Annotated in this window: 11 protein-coding genes and 1 tRNA gene; 5 read left to right on the forward strand and 7 right to left on the reverse strand. The window is 46.5% G+C overall.

What is annotated here, in order from left to right:
* Positions 1 to 74: 74 nt before the first annotated feature.
* The 3 genes from dnaG to ACHA99_RS13435 all read left to right on the forward strand — a co-directional run bounded on the left by dnaG (position 75) and on the right by ACHA99_RS13435 (position 4,104).
* Positions 75 to 1,799, forward strand: a complete 1,725-nt coding sequence (dnaG, locus tag ACHA99_RS13425) for a DNA primase (protein ID WP_393943240.1) — start codon at positions 75 to 77, stop codon at positions 1,797 to 1,799.
* Between the two features lie 135 nt (positions 1,800 to 1,934).
* Positions 1,935 to 3,773 (forward strand): RNA polymerase sigma factor RpoD, encoded by a 1,839-nt coding sequence (rpoD, locus tag ACHA99_RS13430; protein WP_105249892.1) that lies wholly within the window; start codon positions 1,935 to 1,937, stop codon positions 3,771 to 3,773.
* Positions 3,774 to 4,027: 254 nt separating this feature from the next.
* Positions 4,028 to 4,104 (forward strand) — tRNA-Ile (locus tag ACHA99_RS13435).
* A gap of 244 nt (positions 4,105 to 4,348) precedes the next feature.
* On the opposite strand, the gene ACHA99_RS13440 is transcribed toward ACHA99_RS13435, so the two are convergent.
* Complete coding sequence (locus ACHA99_RS13440) at positions 4,349 to 6,469, reverse strand: methyl-accepting chemotaxis protein (RefSeq protein ID WP_105249900.1); 2,121 nt, start codon at positions 6,467 to 6,469, stop codon at positions 4,349 to 4,351.
* 230 nt (positions 6,470 to 6,699) lie between these two features.
* Positions 6,700 to 7,596, reverse strand: coding sequence for a fructokinase (mak, locus tag ACHA99_RS13445; RefSeq protein ID WP_393943243.1), 897 nt, complete (start codon positions 7,594 to 7,596; stop codon positions 6,700 to 6,702).
* A gap of 419 nt (positions 7,597 to 8,015) precedes the next feature.
* Between mak and ACHA99_RS13450 the strand changes: the two genes are divergently transcribed.
* Complete coding sequence (locus ACHA99_RS13450; RefSeq protein WP_028760874.1) at positions 8,016 to 9,581, forward strand: peptide MFS transporter; 1,566 nt, start codon at positions 8,016 to 8,018, stop codon at positions 9,579 to 9,581.
* A gap of 519 nt (positions 9,582 to 10,100) precedes the next feature.
* On the forward strand, positions 10,101 to 11,108 hold the full coding sequence (locus ACHA99_RS13455; protein WP_393943245.1) for an LLM class flavin-dependent oxidoreductase: 1,008 nt from the start codon (positions 10,101 to 10,103) through the stop codon (positions 11,106 to 11,108).
* Between the two features lie 144 nt (positions 11,109 to 11,252).
* Here the strand turns inward: ACHA99_RS13455 and gabT are convergent, their stop codons facing one another.
* From gabT to ACHA99_RS13480, 5 genes are all read right to left on the reverse strand, one after another.
* Complete coding sequence (gene gabT / locus ACHA99_RS13460) at positions 11,253 to 12,530, reverse strand: 4-aminobutyrate--2-oxoglutarate transaminase (protein WP_393943247.1); 1,278 nt, start codon at positions 12,528 to 12,530, stop codon at positions 11,253 to 11,255.
* Positions 12,531 to 12,562: 32 nt separating this feature from the next.
* Complete coding sequence (gene gabD / locus ACHA99_RS13465) at positions 12,563 to 14,011, reverse strand: NADP-dependent succinate-semialdehyde dehydrogenase (protein WP_393943249.1); 1,449 nt, start codon at positions 14,009 to 14,011, stop codon at positions 12,563 to 12,565.
* A gap of 50 nt (positions 14,012 to 14,061) precedes the next feature.
* Positions 14,062 to 15,348 carry an NAD(P)/FAD-dependent oxidoreductase gene (locus ACHA99_RS13470; RefSeq protein WP_393943251.1) on the reverse strand — a complete coding sequence of 429 codons (1,287 nt, stop codon included), beginning with the start codon at positions 15,346 to 15,348 and terminating at the stop codon, positions 14,062 to 14,064.
* A 262-nt stretch (positions 15,349 to 15,610) separates the two neighbouring features.
* Positions 15,611 to 16,426, reverse strand: a complete 816-nt coding sequence (locus tag ACHA99_RS13475; protein WP_105249905.1) for an ABC transporter permease subunit — start codon at positions 16,424 to 16,426, stop codon at positions 15,611 to 15,613.
* Positions 16,423 to 16,954, reverse strand: a 532-nt coding sequence (locus ACHA99_RS13480) for an ABC transporter permease subunit (RefSeq protein WP_393943253.1), incomplete at its 5' end; no start/stop codon positions are given. The genes ACHA99_RS13475 and ACHA99_RS13480, both read right to left, overlap by 4 nt.

The following is a 16,954-nucleotide window of genomic DNA, read 5'->3' on the forward strand; positions in this document are numbered from 1 at the left end:
CACTGTATGAACAAGCCGTGCCTATGCGCGGCTTGTTTGTTTAAATTCGCGCAAGGCGGGATTTTAAGCACTCAATGGCAATACCTCGTGATTTTATCAATGAGCTAATCGCTCGCACTGACATAGTCGAACTTATCGATCGTAAGGTGCCCTTGAAAAAGGCGGGTAAGAACTACTCGGCCTGTTGTCCTTTTCATAGCGAAAAATCACCTTCGTTTACCGTCAGCCGTGATAAACAGTTCTATCATTGCTTTGGCTGCGGTGCTCACGGCAACGCCATCGATTTTGTGATGGAGTATGACCGACTCGATTTTATTGATGCCATTGAAGATTTGGCGGGCCAGCTTGGATTAGAGGTTCCCAGAGAACAAGGCACAGGCAAGCGACATGATGACGGTTTAAGCCGTGACTTATATCAACTCATGGAAGAAGCGAGCCTTTACTTTCAAAACCAACTTAGACAACACCAAGATAAACAAAAAGTTATCGATTATCTTGCCTATCGCGGTTTATCCGATGATGTAGTAAAACATTTTGGTATTGGCTTTGCGCCAGACGGTTGGGATGGCTTATTGGGCCGCTATCGTCAGAATCAAGATGCGCAGGATAAGTTACTGACTGCGGGTATGTTAATTAGCAACGACAGTGGGAAACGTTACGACAGATTTCGTGACCGCCTCATGTTTCCTATCCGCGACAGGCGCGGACGAGTCATTGGTTTTGGTGGCAGAGTTTTAGGTGATGGCACACCCAAATACTTGAATTCTCCAGAAACGCCCATATTTCATAAGGGCAATGAGCTTTATGGTCTCTATGAACTAAAGCAGCGCTATCGCGATCCAGACAAAGTACTGATCGTTGAAGGCTATATGGATGTGGTGGCATTGGCGCAATTTGGCGTCGATTATGCTGTCGCATCATTAGGCACCTCGACCACAGCAGAGCAATTTCAGCTTTTGCTGCGCAGCGCTAAAGAAGTGATTTGCTGTTACGACGGCGACAGAGCAGGTACTGAAGCGGCATGGCGCGCCTTAGAAACGGCATTGCCATTATTAAAGCCGGGCGATCAAGTGCGATTTATGTTCCTGCCTCAGGCCGAAGATCCTGATTCTATGGTTCGTAAAATTGGTAAAGATGCATTTGAAACCTTAATGGACTCTGCCATTGCACTACCCGAGTTTCTATTTGACACGTTAGCGACAAAATACGGTACAGATAAAGGCAACTTAGCGAAACAAGCTTTTATCTTAATTGAAAAAATTCAAGACACTGTGCTGCAAAATTTACTGCTTGAGAACTTAGCTCACAAGTTAGGAATGAACAGCTCAGAAGATATGAAAAAGAAGCTAGGCTTTAGCGTGAAACAAGCTAAACCAATGGCAAGTAAAGGATTAAAAGGACGCGGTACACCATTGCGACTCGCCATCGCACTGTTAGTACAACATCCTAAACTGGGTATGGGTTTACCCCCACAACCCGCACTCGCCCACTTGCAGATGCCAGGCATAGAATTGCTGCCACTGTTATTGGAGATGACTCGAGAGCAAACGTTAAACAGCGCACAACTACTTGAACAATTCCGAGAGCACCCCTACAGCGGCACTCTCCATAAATTGGCCCAATGGGACCATCAAGTGGCGGATGAAAACTTGCTCGAAAAGTTTAAACAAACCCTGGTTTGGTTGAACAATCAATATATTGAACAACGATATCAGGAATTGAGTCTAAAACAGACTCATACAAAAGAAGAGAAGATACAGCTCTCGAAGCTGATCTCAGTCATGAAAGGGTTAAACTGAGGCAAAAATGTCCTCATTCGCTGCCCCAGTGACTAGCACAGATATGTGCACACGGCTATAATTGACGATTTGCGCGGCACTTGGCTTATGCTAAGTGTCCGTCGTTGTAACAGTTTCCCAACTTGGATGATATCTATGGATCATACTCCGCAGTCGCAACTTAAGCTGTTGCTTGCCAAAGGTAAAGAGCAAGGTTACTTAACCTATGCAGAAGTGAACGATCACTTACCTGCAGACATGGTCGATTCTGACCAGATCGAAGATATTATCCAGATGATAAATGACATGGGTATCCGGGTGTTCGAAGAAGCCCCCGATGCCGATGACATGATGATGTCGGAAGACAACACAGACGAAGATGCAGCAGAAGAAGCCGCCGCAGCACTGGCAACAGTAGAAAGCGAACTTGGCCGCACAACCGATCCCGTACGCATGTACATGCGTGAAATGGGTACCGTTGAGCTTCTGACCCGCGAAGGCGAAATTGTTATCGCCAAACGCATCGAAGAAGGCATCAACACAGTTCAAAGTTCAGTCGCCGAATACCCACAAGCGATCGCTATGATCCTTGAGCAATTCGACCAATTTGAAGCCGACGAACTGCGCTTATCTGATATTATCTCTGGATTTGTAAACCCGGACGAAGATGACGTCGCCCCGACCGCCACTCACATCGGCTCAGAATTATCTGAAGAAGAGCTGGACGATGAAGATGACGAAGAAGATGACGATGACAGCGAAGATGAAGAAGAAGGCAACAAAGGGCCTGATCCTGAAGAAGCTCGTGAAAGATTCGGTCAACTCAGAGCCGCTTACGAAAGCGCACTGAAAATTATCGAAGCTAAGGGCCGTGAACACCCTGAATCGGTAAAAGCCCTCTTCGAAATCGGCGAAATCTTCAAAGAATTCCGCTTAGTGCCTAAGCAGTTTGACCGTTTAGTCAAAAGCATGCGCACTATGATGGACCGCGTGCGTGTTCAAGAACGTTTAGTATTAAAACTGTGCGTTGAACAAGCCAAAATGCCGAAGAAAAACTTCGTCAAATTCTTCACTGGCAACGAAACCAACCTCGATTGGTTCAACACTGAGAAAGCCTCAACGAAACCTTATGCCGAAGGCCTAAGAATGGTTGAAGATGACGTCATTCGTTGTCGTACCAAGCTTGCAGCAGTTGAAGAAGAAACCGGCTTAGCAATTTCTGCTATAAAAGACATCAACCGTCGTATGTCAATCGGTGAAGCCAAAGCTCGCCGTGCGAAGAAAGAAATGGTTGAAGCCAACTTACGTCTGGTAATTTCTATCGCGAAGAAATACACCAACCGTGGTCTGCAATTCTTGGACTTAATCCAAGAAGGTAACATTGGCTTAATGAAAGCCGTGGATAAATTCGAATACCGTCGTGGTTACAAATTTTCGACCTATGCAACTTGGTGGATCCGTCAGGCGATTACCCGTTCTATCGCCGACCAAGCGCGCACGATTCGTATTCCAGTACACATGATCGAAACGATCAACAAGCTGAACCGTATCTCTCGCCAAATGCTACAGGAAATGGGCCGCGAGCCTTCACCTGAAGAACTGGCTGAGCGTATGATGATGCCGGAAGATAAGATCCGTAAGGTACTGAAAATAGCTAAAGAACCTATCTCCATGGAAACCCCAATCGGTGACGATGAAGATTCGCATTTAGGTGATTTTATCGAGGATACAACCCTCGAATTACCACTGGATTCTGCGACCAGCGAAAGCTTGAAAAACGCCACTCACGAAGTGTTAGCAGGTCTAACCGCCCGTGAAGCGAAAGTACTGCGTATGCGTTTTGGTATCGATATGAACACTGACCACACACTTGAAGAAGTGGGTAAACAGTTCGACGTGACCCGTGAACGTATTCGTCAGATTGAAGCTAAGGCACTGCGCAAACTGCGTCACCCTTCACGCTCAGAAATCTTAAAATCGTTCCTAGATGAATAGGCTGTTACAAGCCTAAAGTCAGCTAAGATGGATTAAAGCCCTGCCCATGCAGGGCTTTTTATTGTCTTTATCACCTCAATTTATGCACAAGCACAACATCGAAGCCTTAAATTTAGGCGACAATAGCATTTAAGTTGATTAACAGATAACCAATTGAATCAGTTGCGTGAATTTCCAGCCAAAACACGGGTGACAAGCGTAAGTAAGCTTAGTATACTTCCTCCCGCTTCAGGTAATGACGATTACCTTAAGTCGGCCCCTTAGCTCAGTTGGTTAGAGCACACGACTCATAATCGTTAGGTCCACGGTTCAAGTCCGTGAGGGGCCACCACCCGATTCAACGAAAAAGCCCATTGATTCAATGGGCTTTTTTGTATCTAAAAAACTGTTCTCCGCTAGTTATCACACAATATCCGTGTATTTACACATTCCCCTCGCTGAACTGTTTTAAATTTTTAGCCTATTCGATGTTATTTAAATATCCATAAAAATAGGCTCTTTGATAAGTGTTAAGCAGCAACACAATCAAAGAGCCTATTTAAAATCAATGAGCTAATTCCACAAATATCTGAGTGCTAGGTTTTTAACTTGCCTAACTGCTCATGTTGCTGCTTCACTAAGTTTGCTAAAACTACACTGCTTTGCTGTGCTTCACCCGCAAGACGCGCAAGTTCAGAAGCCGAATCAGAAATGCCTGTAATATTGCGATTAACCTCTTCAGTCACCGCGCTCTGCTCTTCTGCTGCTGCCGCGATATGGGTCACTTGGCCAGAAATTTCTTCAATCTGACTCACCATAGAGTTCAATGAGTTCAGCGCTTGCTCAGTTTGAGATACGGCCATTTGTGCCCGTTCCGCGCCTTTATCTATGATGCCAGAAGCACTTTGAACTTCTTTTTGCAGTGCATCGATAAGAGTACTAATATCATTCGTCGAGCTTTGAGTCTTAGATGCCAGCGCACGAACTTCGTCAGCCACCACAGCAAAACCCCGTCCTTGTTCACCCGCCCTCGCCGCCTCAATCGCCGCATTTAATGCCAGCAGGTTTGTTTGTGCGGCAATGGAGCTGATCACCTCAAGAATACGACTAATATTCATACTGCTGTCTGCGACTTTACTCACGGCCAGCTTAGCTTCCATTGACTCTTTAGACATAGTCGCCACAAAGCCCATCGCCTTAGTCAGACTTTCTTCACTGTGACGAATGTTGCGTGACATAGCTTCTGTTTCTGCAGCGGTTTGCTCAGACGCCTTAGCAACCTCAAGTGCGGTGGCACTCATTTGGTTTACGGCCGTTACCACACTCTCAATTTCACCATATTGACGATTGACACTATCACGCGTGAGCTGGGCAATTTTCGCTGAAGCTTGGCTTTCTTCCTGAGAACGACTCGCGAGGGTTTTAAGCTCGGCAATCAGGTTTTTCAGTTTATAAATAAAGGAGTTGAAACCTTTTGCTAACGCAATCAACTCTGCATGGGAGTCCACTTCTATCGATTGCGTTAAATCGCCATCAGCGCTTGCCAAGTGTTCTACACGGCCTTGGATCATCTTTAAGGGTGAAATAATGCTACGGATCACTAGGCTAATCGTAATCACAGCAGCAATCGACACGACAACACCGACCATGAGCAACAAACTTCCCAAGGAAGTTGCCATTTCATCCATGTCATTATTTAACACAATCGAACTCTTGTACGCCTGCGCAGTCGGCACTTGGATCACTAAGGACCACTCGGCATTCGCTAAAGGGATCTTTATTGGGTAGGCTACAATAATTTCATCATCGTTAACCATGTAACCAGAGTTCTTGTGTAACGAGATAATTTGTGAGGCAATAGCTGGATTTATTGACTCAGCTAAAGGACGAGCCTTTTTACTGTAATGACTTGCTGCAACCACTAAACCGCGGGTACTCAATAAAGTTACTTTCGCTTGCCCATCGTAGAGGCTCTTAGATAACTTATCGATAAGGGTTTGAAAAACGGGTAAGTTTAAATCAACACCGACCACACCGATAAACTGTTTACGCTTAAGCACAGGAACAGTTAGCGAGGTCATTAATGCTTTATTACCGGGAGTGATTTCGTATAAATACGGCTCCATTAGACAGGGCTTTAAGGTTTCTTTACCGCATAAATACCATTCTGCATCACGGATCCCAAATTCATTTAGGCTAGTAAGGTATTTTTCTGACGAATCTTCAACCTGTTGATGTGCAACAGTGCCATTGTCATCACGGGTATAGTAAACCTCTAGGGCACCTGATGTCGTGACACTGTGGCTGGAATTAATATTCAGAAACTCAGTATCGAGCCCATCATAACCATTAGGTTCAAACTGGGCATACATGGAGGAAACTTGCGCATTCTTCTTAAGCACAGCCGCCACAGTGAGTTCTAAACGATCACGCTTTAAGGGAAGTTCTTCTGCCGTACTCTCCACCATACCGGCAAAAGAGTAAGGAATACGATAGGCTTCGTTAATAAATCCAGCGACCATTTCGCCATATTCACCGGCGCGGGCTTCGAGTTTATCCCGCGTTTCAGTTTGTAGGGTATTTTGAACTTGATCCGATAATTGCGCGTTTTGAGCCGACAGTGTCCACCATAAACTGATAGATAAAATAGCCACTATCGATAAAAATAATGCTGATGTAATCCACAACAACTTAGTACTGATGGACAAATGCTTCATCTAGTAAACTCCCAAGAGAACGACAATAGCGTAATTATTTTGATCTACTTTATTTTTATACTTTCTATACAGCATTAAAAATAGCACTTAGGGTAAGAATTACCAGTACTTAAGATAAAGAGTTGTCAATGAAATGTAAAACTTTTGAATGACTAAATCAAAAAAAGGCCAAATTCAAATAAATGAATTCAGCCTTTAATATCAAACACTATTCTTGATTGAGTCTAGGATTAGCGTCCCCACAACCAAGCGGCGCCACGCACCCCCGATGAAGCACCATAATAATTTTTAACAACGGGTGTGTGGCACTCTCGGCCAACCACATAGAGCGGCAAAATTTTCGGTAATTCGGTATAAATAGCATCGATGTTAGACACGCCGCCGCCAAGGACGATAACATCAGGATCCATCATATTGATCACATGGGCCAATGAACGGGCTAAACGATCAATAAAGCGGTTAAATGCTTGAGTTGCCAGCGGATCTCCCGCTTGCATCATTTGGGCAATTTCAATACCGCTGTCAGCAACACCGCCCGCAGCGCGAAAGTCGCGAACAAAACCCGTTCCAGATATAAACGTTTCGATACAGTCTCTATTACCACAAAAACACGTCGTGGTATTAAATTCATCGGCTTTCATCCACGGTAAAAGATTATGACCCCACTCACCACCAATACCATTGCCACCATCATGTACTTGGCCTTTGATGGCGATACCAGCACCACATCCCGTTCCAATAATGGCACCAAATACAACTGACTTTCCTGCGGCAGCGCCATCTACCGCTTCTGATACGGCAAAACAGTTCGCATCATTAGCAATTTTTACTTTACGATTTAATCGAGTCCCCAGATCCACATCGAGTGGATGACCATTGATCCAAGTTGAATTAGCGTTTTTTACTAGGCCAGTAAAAGGAGAAACAACCCCAGGAATACCTATTCCGATAGTGGCGGTTTGCTGCAGGCTGTCTTCGACTTCAGTTACCAATGCAACCAAAGCATTGACTGTCGCAACATATTCTCTCGGTGTCGGGATGCGTTTACGAAAGACTTCGTTACCATCGCTATCTAATGCGACTACCTCGATTTTTGTGCCACCAAGATCGATACCAATTCGTAACATTCATATACTCCGTTTAAATATATTTAACGCAAAGCGGTGCATTAACAACCTGATGCATATCTGCAACTGTAGAGACGCTGCTAAGTAGAACTTTTCGTTTTAAAGTGATCTACATTAGAATTTCCAAGCGCACTATGCCTGCTGGACAAACAGCAATCAACCTCAATGTATTTAAATACACCATAGCGCATACCCGCACATGCCATTATCTGCTTATCCGATAGTACTGCGAATGTTCCTTGATTTATCCGCAGCAGAAAAACTTGGATAGAACTGTCCCCGCTTAAATCCACCTTAAAATTGATAAGGTCATTTGTAACAAAGTCTGTTTTTGCCTATGTCTGCCATTGGTTTGAATTGGTTATCGCCTTATACTTTTGAGCTCAAATATTAAAACAACAATGTTGGAAGCAAGCGATATGACTATTGGGACTGCTCCGGTAAGTAAAACACATTCATTTATGACTGTGTCTCTTATCGAATTATGGGAACGCTTTGGTTATTACGGCATGCAAGCGCTGATTGTGTACTTTATGGTGCAGCGCCTTGGCTTTGATGACTCACGTGCAAACTTAGTATGGAGTGCCTGTGCGGCACTTATTTATGTATCACCGGCGATTGGTGGCTGGGTTGGGGATAAAATCCTCGGCACCAAACGCACTATGCTGCTCGGTGCGGGGATCCTCTCTCTGGGTTATGCGCTAATGGCCGTACCCACTGAAAATACGTGGTTTATGTTTTCAGCGCTCGGCGTGATTGTGGTCGGTAACGGCCTATTCAAGCCGAATGCGGGTAACTTAGTCCGTAAGATTTACGAAGGTGACGACTCTAAAATCGACAGTGCTTTTACCATCTATTACATGGCGGTAAACGTGGGATCGACCTTCTCTATGTTACTCACGCCTTGGATTAAAGATTACGTTAACGCCCAGTATGGTAACGAATTTGGCTGGCACGCAGCCTTTGCCGTGTGCTGTGTCGGTATATTGGTGGGGTTAGGTAACTATGCACTCATGCGTAAGAGTCTAGTCCATTACGGTTCTGAGCCAGATACTCGCCCAGTGAACAAGAAAAACCTCGCGATTGTATTGGGTCTATCCGCATTGTCGGTTGTCGCTTCAGCCATTATTCTTGAATACGAAGCTGTTGCGCGCGTCTTCGTTTATGCAGCAGGCGTAGCCGTATTGGCAATCTTCTTCCACTTGATCCGCACCAGCGAAACCAGTGAAAGAGCTGGACTGATTGCAGCGCTGATCCTTACCGTGCAAACCGTGTTCTTCTTTATTTTCTATCAACAAATGTCAACGTCACTCGCGCTGTTTGCCCTGCGTAACGTGGATTGGGATTTTCAAGTTTTTGGTACCCACTTGTGGACTTGGTCACCTGCCCAGTTCCAAGCATTAAATCCATTATGGATTATGGTATTAAGTCCAGTACTCGCATGGAGCTATTCGTGGGCTGGACGCAATGATAAAGACTTTTCTATCGCGGCGAAGTTTGCCCTCGGTTTTGCCGTTGTGGCAATTGGCTTCTTTATCTATGGCTTTGCGGGCCAATTTGCAGTCAATGGTAAAACCTCTTCATGGATCATGATCTGGGGCTATGCCTCTTACTCTTTAGGGGAATTGCTGGTGAGTGGTCTTGGACTTGCCATGATTGCTCGCTACGTACCTGCACGCATGGGCGGCTTTATGATGGGTGCCTATTTCGTCGCCTCAGGTATTTCACAGTATCTGGGCGGTGTGGTTGCTAACTTCGCCAGTGTCCCCAAGGATTTAGTCGACCCACTGCAAACCTTACCCGTATACACAAGTCTGTTTAATAAACTAGGTATAGCCGCTGTGGTCTGTACCTTTATCGCACTTGCGGTATTACCTCTGATGCGTCGCCTGACTGAGACTCACCATTCACATAACAATGCTGCTGATCATGATATTAATGAAAGTGCTGCAGCATCGCTACGGGATGTGAAAGCCGAGCAGTAATGCTCGACTGACAATAGCGATTTTTCTATTGCATAACATTAACTGCCGATAGCCCTGCTATCGGCAGTTTTTTTATCACTTCACTTAGTTATACCCTTGTGTTGCAACTCATAACCAAATGAGCTGTAGCAAACCTCACCCAATCCCGCAGTGACAGGCCTAGCGCTGAGTTGCTGAGAATAAGATCTTCAGTTCCACATTATCGCCCCTCACGCTGGGATGACTTCACCGCCTCGATTTGTTACAAAGCAAGTATGGACTCGGACGCACCCGGTTTAATAGTGCTGCTCAAGTACAAATTCAAATTGACATGATTAATGAAATAACGAAGGGGAAAAGAGTCAGTCGTTCAAGCTTGAGAAGCGCGGCACTTAGCCCCATATCAATAACTCTGAATACCTTTTATTCATCAAGACTGAGCCGTTAACGCTTTGTCTTAGCAATGCAACGAACAATACGCCTAACACAGTTAGCGCCTCTTGTTGTAGCTAGCAAAAACGGCAGTCACTTGGAGACCCTATGTCACAACAGACATCAATATTAGCCGATATTCCCTTCTCGCTATTGGAACTCGCGCCCATGCGCCAAGGCTCAACCGTGGGTGAAACACTGCACAGCAGTTTGCAGTATGCCAAGGAAGCCGACAGACTCGGCTTTAATCGTTTTTGGTTTGCCGAACACCATAATATGCCCGGCATCGCCAGCGCGGCGACCTCAGTATTAATTGGTTATATTGCTGGCAATACGCAGCGTATTCGCGTCGGCGCAGGTGGCATTATGCTGCCAAACCATGCGCCGTTAGTAGTTGCCGAACAGTTCGGTACCCTTGAAAGTCTCTATCCTGGTCGTATCGATTTAGGACTGGGACGCGCACCCGGCAGCGATCAAGTTACCAGCCGAGCACTGAACCGTGATACCAGTCGCGCCGAACAATTCCCTGAAGAAGTCAGTGAATTACAAACCTTACTCGGCCCTTACAATGGTCGCCATGCGGTGCGAGCGATTCCTGGAGAAGGCACTAATGTGCCGATTTGGTTATTGGGCTCGAGTCTCTTTAGCGCACAGTTAGCGGCGCAGCGCGGTTTGCCCTATGTGTTTGCGGGCCACTTTGCACCACGTTTTCTCTACGATGCGATTGAAATCTATCGCCGCGACTTTAAACCTTCTCAAGTGCTTGATAAACCCTATGTGATGCTCGGCTTGCCGTTAGTTGCCGCCGACACTGATGAAGAGGCGCAATTTCTGGGCACAACCTCGAAACAGCGCGTGCTGGCACTTATCCGTGGTCACGAGTTATGGCTAAAGCCACCGGTTGATACTATGGATGGCTTATGGAGTGCGCAAGAAGAAACCTATGTCGATAATTTCTTAGGTTTATCAGTTACTGGTGGCCCAGCGACGATTAAGCATCGCTTGGAAATGATCGTAAAAGAACTCGGCGTGAATGAGTTTATTTTTACCAACGACTTGTATGACCTTGATAAACGCAAAAAAGCGCTGCAGATCCTAATGGAGATTAAAAAATAGCGATTCATTTAACTGATGAGTGCTGAAAGTCACTGGCAGTAAAAACAGCCAATTCCAAAACAATCGCCCCAATAAAAATCCCGCCGAAGCGGGATTTTTATTGGGCAAAACTGTCATCTAAATCATTGTTATATCAAAGCGATATTAGCTTTTCAGTACGGCATTAAAGCTGGCGCTAAGAATACCAAGGCCTGCATCAATTTGTGCATCCGGCGCCGTTAATGGCACCAAAATACGCAGCACATTACCGTAGGTACCGCAGGATAATAAAATCAATCCTCGGTCACGGGCATCGCTCAACACTTGCGCGCAATAGTGCGGCGCAGGTTTACCTTCTTCCATCAATTCAATGGCGATCATAGCGCCTAAACCACGCACATCAGCGATTTGCGCATGTTCGACCTGCATTACATTCAGGGCAGACTTAATGCGCTCACCAATAGCATTGGCCCTTTCTAGCAACTTTTCTTCTTCAAACACTTCAATGACAGCAAGCGCAGCGGCGCACGCTAACGGATTACCACCATAAGTACCGCCAAGACCACCGGGACCCACTGCATCCATGACTTGGGCGCGGCCTGTAATACCTGAGAGTGGAAAACCACCCGCAATAGATTTGGCAAAAGTGGTGATATCCGCACTCACGCCCATTTGCTCCATAGCGAAGAAAGTGCCAGTACGGCCCGCGCCTGTTTGCACTTCATCGGCGATCAGCATAATGCCTTCACGGTCGCATAGTGCGCGTAAACGTTGCATAAAGGCGGGCGATGCGGCGTAAAAACCGCCCTCGCCCTGCACTGGCTCTAAAATAATGGCGGCGATATCACTCGGCTCGGCATCATTTTTAAAGATACGTTCAATCGAGGCCATAGCATCGTCATCGGACACGCCATGCATTTCGCACGGGAACTCAGCGCGGAACACATTCGCCGATATCAGCCCCATACCTTTACTGTAAGGCGCGACTTTTCCGGTCAATGCCAAAGCCGCAATAGTGCGACCATGGTAGCCCGAGGTAAACGCAATCACGCCAGCACGTTTGGTATAGGCACGCGCCACTTTAACTGCGTTTTCAACCGCTTCTGAACCACTAGTGAATAGTGCCGTCTTCTTGGCAAAATCCCCAGGAACCAGTTGATTGAGCTTTTCACATACTTGGATATAGCTCTCGTAGCCGAGCACCATAAAACAGGTATGGGAGAAATTATCCAGCTGAGCTGCAACCGCCGCCTTAACCTTAGGATGAAGGTGACCCGTATTGAGCACGGCAATGCCACCCGCAAAATCGATAAACTCGCGACCTTCAACATCCCACACAGTCGCATTTTCGGCGCGGGCGGTAAAAATAGGGTGAATTTGCCCGACACCACCCGCAACTGCGGCTTGGCGACGTGCCATCAATGAATCATTGGTTGTTGTCATTTAGTCTTCCTCACTCGCCAAATCGGGCCGTATTAAACGGACATACAGATATATTTAATTTCTAGATATTCTTCGATACCGAACTTAGAGCCTTCACGGCCAAGCCCTGAAGATTTCATCCCACCAAAGGGCGCGACTTCCGTCGAAATCAAGCCAGTGTTGACCCCAACCATGCCATATTCCAAGGCTTCGGCGACTTTCCACACCAATGAAATATCGCGGCCATAGAAATAGGCGGCGAGGCCAAATTCAGTATCATTAGCTTGTTTGATCACATCGTCGACATCGCTGAATTTAAACAGCGGCGCGAGTGGACCAAAGGTTTCTTCACGGGCAACAAGCATGCTTTTATCGACATTGGTGAGCACGGTTGGCTCGAAGAAATTACCGCCAAGATCGTGGACTTTGCCGCCTGCGAGCACAGAGGCGCCTTTGGCGATGGCATCGATAAGGTGACTTTGTACTTTCTCGACTGCGGCAGCATTGATCAACGGGCCAGTAGTCACACCTTCCTTGATGCCCTCTCCAACCTTAAGCTTGCCCACAGCAGTGCTGAGTTTTAAGGCGAATTCATCGTATACGCCGTCTTGCACATAAATGCGGTTAGCGCAGACGCAGGTTTGGCCGGCATTACGATATTTAGCTATCATGGCGCCTTCGACAGCGGCATCGATATTGGCATCGTTAAATACGATAAATGGTGCATTGCCGCCAAGCTCTAGCGACAGTTTTTTTAAGGTAGGCGCACATTGCGCCATTAATTTAATACCGATATTGGTTGAGCCAGTGAAAGACAGCTTACGCACTATCGGGTTGCTGCACATTTCATTACCAATCTGCACCGCATCACCCGTTAACACACTAAATACGCCCGCAGGAATACCGGCACGCTTAGCAAGTTCAGCCATCGCTAATGCGGTAAAGGGTGTTTGGTGCGCAGGTTTTACCACCATAGTACAACCCGCAGCTAACGCTGGAGCGGCTTTGCGGGTGATCATCGCAGCAGGAAAATTCCACGGCGTAATCGCGGCGGTTACACCGACAGGCTGCTTAATTACCATCAAGCGCTTATCTACTTGATGCCCAGGAATGGTATCGCCATAAATACGTTTCGCTTCTTCGGCAAACCACTCGATAAACGAAGCGGCATAGGTTACTTCACCTTTCGCTTCTGCCAGCGGTTTACCCTGCTCAGTCGTCATGAGCAATGCTAAGTCATCACTGTTTTCATTGAGTAATTCAAACCAACGCCTTAACTTAGCGCCGCGCTCTTTGGCTGTGAGCGCTCGCCATGCAGGTAAAGCCGCTTCTGCCGCCTTAATCGCCATTTCAGTTTCAACTTGTCCCATATTAGGAACGTAGCCAATCACGGCATTCGTTGCGGGATTAACCACCTTTAGCATGTCACCAGAAACGGCATCACACCATTGACCATTAATAAAAGACTGTTGACGTAGCAAACTCGGATCATTTAATTGCACAAGGATTTCCTCGTATTGTGAAGCTACTTAGCTTCTTAAAAGTGATGATGTTAGAGACCTAGTTTGTCTCTTAACGTGTAATACCAAGCTCCGATAGCACTAAAAGGGACGCGAAGTGCGTGACCGCCGGGGAAAGGATAATGTGGCAATGCAGCGAAGGCATCGAAGCGCGTGGCTTGGCCGTTAAGCATTTCAGCAAGTAACTTGCCTGCCAGATGGGTATAAGTGACACCGTGACCACTACACCCCTGTGAATAATAGATGTTCTTACCAATACGACCGACCTGTGGCAGGCGCGACAGCGTCAGGAGGAAGTTACCCGTCCACGCATAATCGATCTTCACATCCTTTAATTGTGGGAAGGTTTTGAGCATGTTAGGAATAATGATCGATTTGATATCCGCCGGATCGCGGGCGCCATACACTACGCCGCCGCCGTAAATCATCCGCTTGTCACCAGACAGACGGAAATAATCGAGCAGATAGTTACAATCTTCGACGCAGTAATCCTGTGGTAATAAGCTCGCAGCCAGATCGGCGCTCAAAGGCTCTGTGGTAATCACTTGCGTGCCGCAGGGCATAGATTTCGCCTGCAGCTCAGGCATTAACTTACCTAAATAGGCGTTACCCGCCACCACCACAAACTTGGCTTTCACACTGCCCTGCGCCGTATGCACAACAGGGCTATCGCCCTCATCGACACTCAGCACTGCTGAGTCTTCATAAATCTTACCGCCGAGGGATTCGACCGCGCGCGCTTCGCCTAGGGCTAAATTAAGCGGGTGAATATGGCCACCGCTTTTATCGAGTAGACCACCGACATAACGCTCAGTATTTACCACACCGCGAATACCTTTAGCATCGAGAAGTTCGAGCTGATTAACATGACCGTGGCTTTCCCACAGTTGCTTTTGATGGCGCAGATGACCCATTTGTTTTTCGTTCATCGCGGCAAACACGCCGCCATCTTTTAGATCGCATTGAATATTATACTTAGCAATACGATCGCGGATGATTTGCCCGCCCTCAAAGGCCATTTGGCCAAAGAGTTTACCTTGTTCTTTACCGACTGTTTTTTCAATAGTATCAATGTCACGGCTATAACTATTAACGATTTGTCCGCCATTACGGCCCGAGGCGCCCCAGCCAATGCGAGCGGCCTCTAACACCACCACACTCATGCCCGATTCTAATAAATGCAGCGCGGCAGAAAGGCCTGTATAACCTGCGCCAATCACACAAACATCGGCTTCAATCGATTCCTCTAGGCGCGGACGTTCAACCTTATCGTTGGCCGATGCCGCATAATATGATCCAGCGTGAGCTATGGCAGACATGTTGTTCCCTTGAATTCTAATGTTCATTATTTTAAACAGCCATCACATCCTACACCTTCATAAAACGAAACACTAGCCAGAAAAGCGCAATAATTTACATTTTGTTTGATATATCAAACACGAGATTATTTTTAGCTCAGTGATTCAATTCTGGTGATCTTGAGTAACAGGACTAGCCTGCAAAGCAAAGCGGGTGATGGGAGCGGTGACAAATATCAAGGATGGCTTTGGCAATACCAAAGCCATCCCAAAATTAAGCTAACTAGTTCATTGGTGTACGGTCGCGTTTCTCTGCCCGCCTTGCCATATACCAAGAAAGGAAAGCGATGAGTGAAACACACAGTATGATCAGCGTCGCTAAGGCATTGATCTTAGGAGAAACTCCTAAACGTACCGAAGAGAACACCACCATAGGCAGGGTCGTTGCACCAGGACCAGAGGCAAAGCTTGCGATCACTAAATCGTCTAAGGACAAACTGAATGACAACAACCAACCCGCCACCAGCGCCGGCGAAATCATAGGCACAGTGATCAAGAAGAAAGTCTTGAGCGGTGTTGCCCCTAAGTCCATCGCCGCCTCTTCGATTGACATATCAAGCTCGCGCAATCTTGAAGACACCACCACAGCTACATAGGCAGCACAAAATGTTGAGTGTGCAATCCACACTGTCATCATGCCACGCTCTCTGGGCCAGCCCAACAAATCTGCCATGTGCACAAACAGTAAAAGCAAAGACAGACCAGTGATCACTTCAGGCATTACCAGCGGTGCAGTAATCATGTTCGACAGGGTCAGTTTTGCCCATGAACGCTTAAAGCGTGTCATCACAAAGGCTGCCATAGTGCCGATAATGACCGCCATAGTTGAGCTATAAAACGCTATCCGCAGGCTGGTCCATACTGCATCTAAAATCTGTTGGTCTTGAAATAACTCGCCATACCATTTAGGTGAAAATCCGCCCCATACCGTCACTAATTTAGAGTCGTTAAAGGAATAAATCACCAGCACTAACATAGGTGCATACAAGAAAAACAAGCCAAACCAAAGCATCACTGAAGAAAAGCTTAATTTTTTCATAGGTCTTTCTCCAAACTACGCGCCTGATAGCGATGGAATAAAGTGATCGGAATAATCAATAGACCCAACATCACAATCGCCAGTGACGAAGCCACAGGCCAGTCGCGGTTATTGAAAAACTCTTGCCATAACACTCGACCTATCATCAAGGAATCGGGACCACCGAGTAGCTCTGGGATCACAAACTCACCCACGGCAGGAATAAACACCAACATAGAACCAGCAATCACACCACTTTTTGACAGCGGGAAAGTAATTTTCCAGAAGGTATTCAAACGGCTTGAACCTAAGTCAGACGCAGCTTCAATCAAACTCATATCAAGTTTCACTAAGGTGGCGTACAAGGGCAGAATCATAAAGGGTAAATACGCATAGATGATGCCGATATACACGGCAATATTGGTATTGAGGATCTGTAACGGCTCAGAAATAATCCCCAACCACATCAGTGAATTATTGATGATCCCTGTGTTACTTAAGATCCCCATCCAAGCGTAAACACGGATTAAAAATGAGGTCCAAGAAGGT

It is taken from the genome of Shewanella sp. S23-S33, assembly GCF_043359565.1.
GTDB classification, from domain to species: domain Bacteria; phylum Pseudomonadota; class Gammaproteobacteria; order Enterobacterales; family Shewanellaceae; genus Shewanella; species Shewanella oncorhynchi.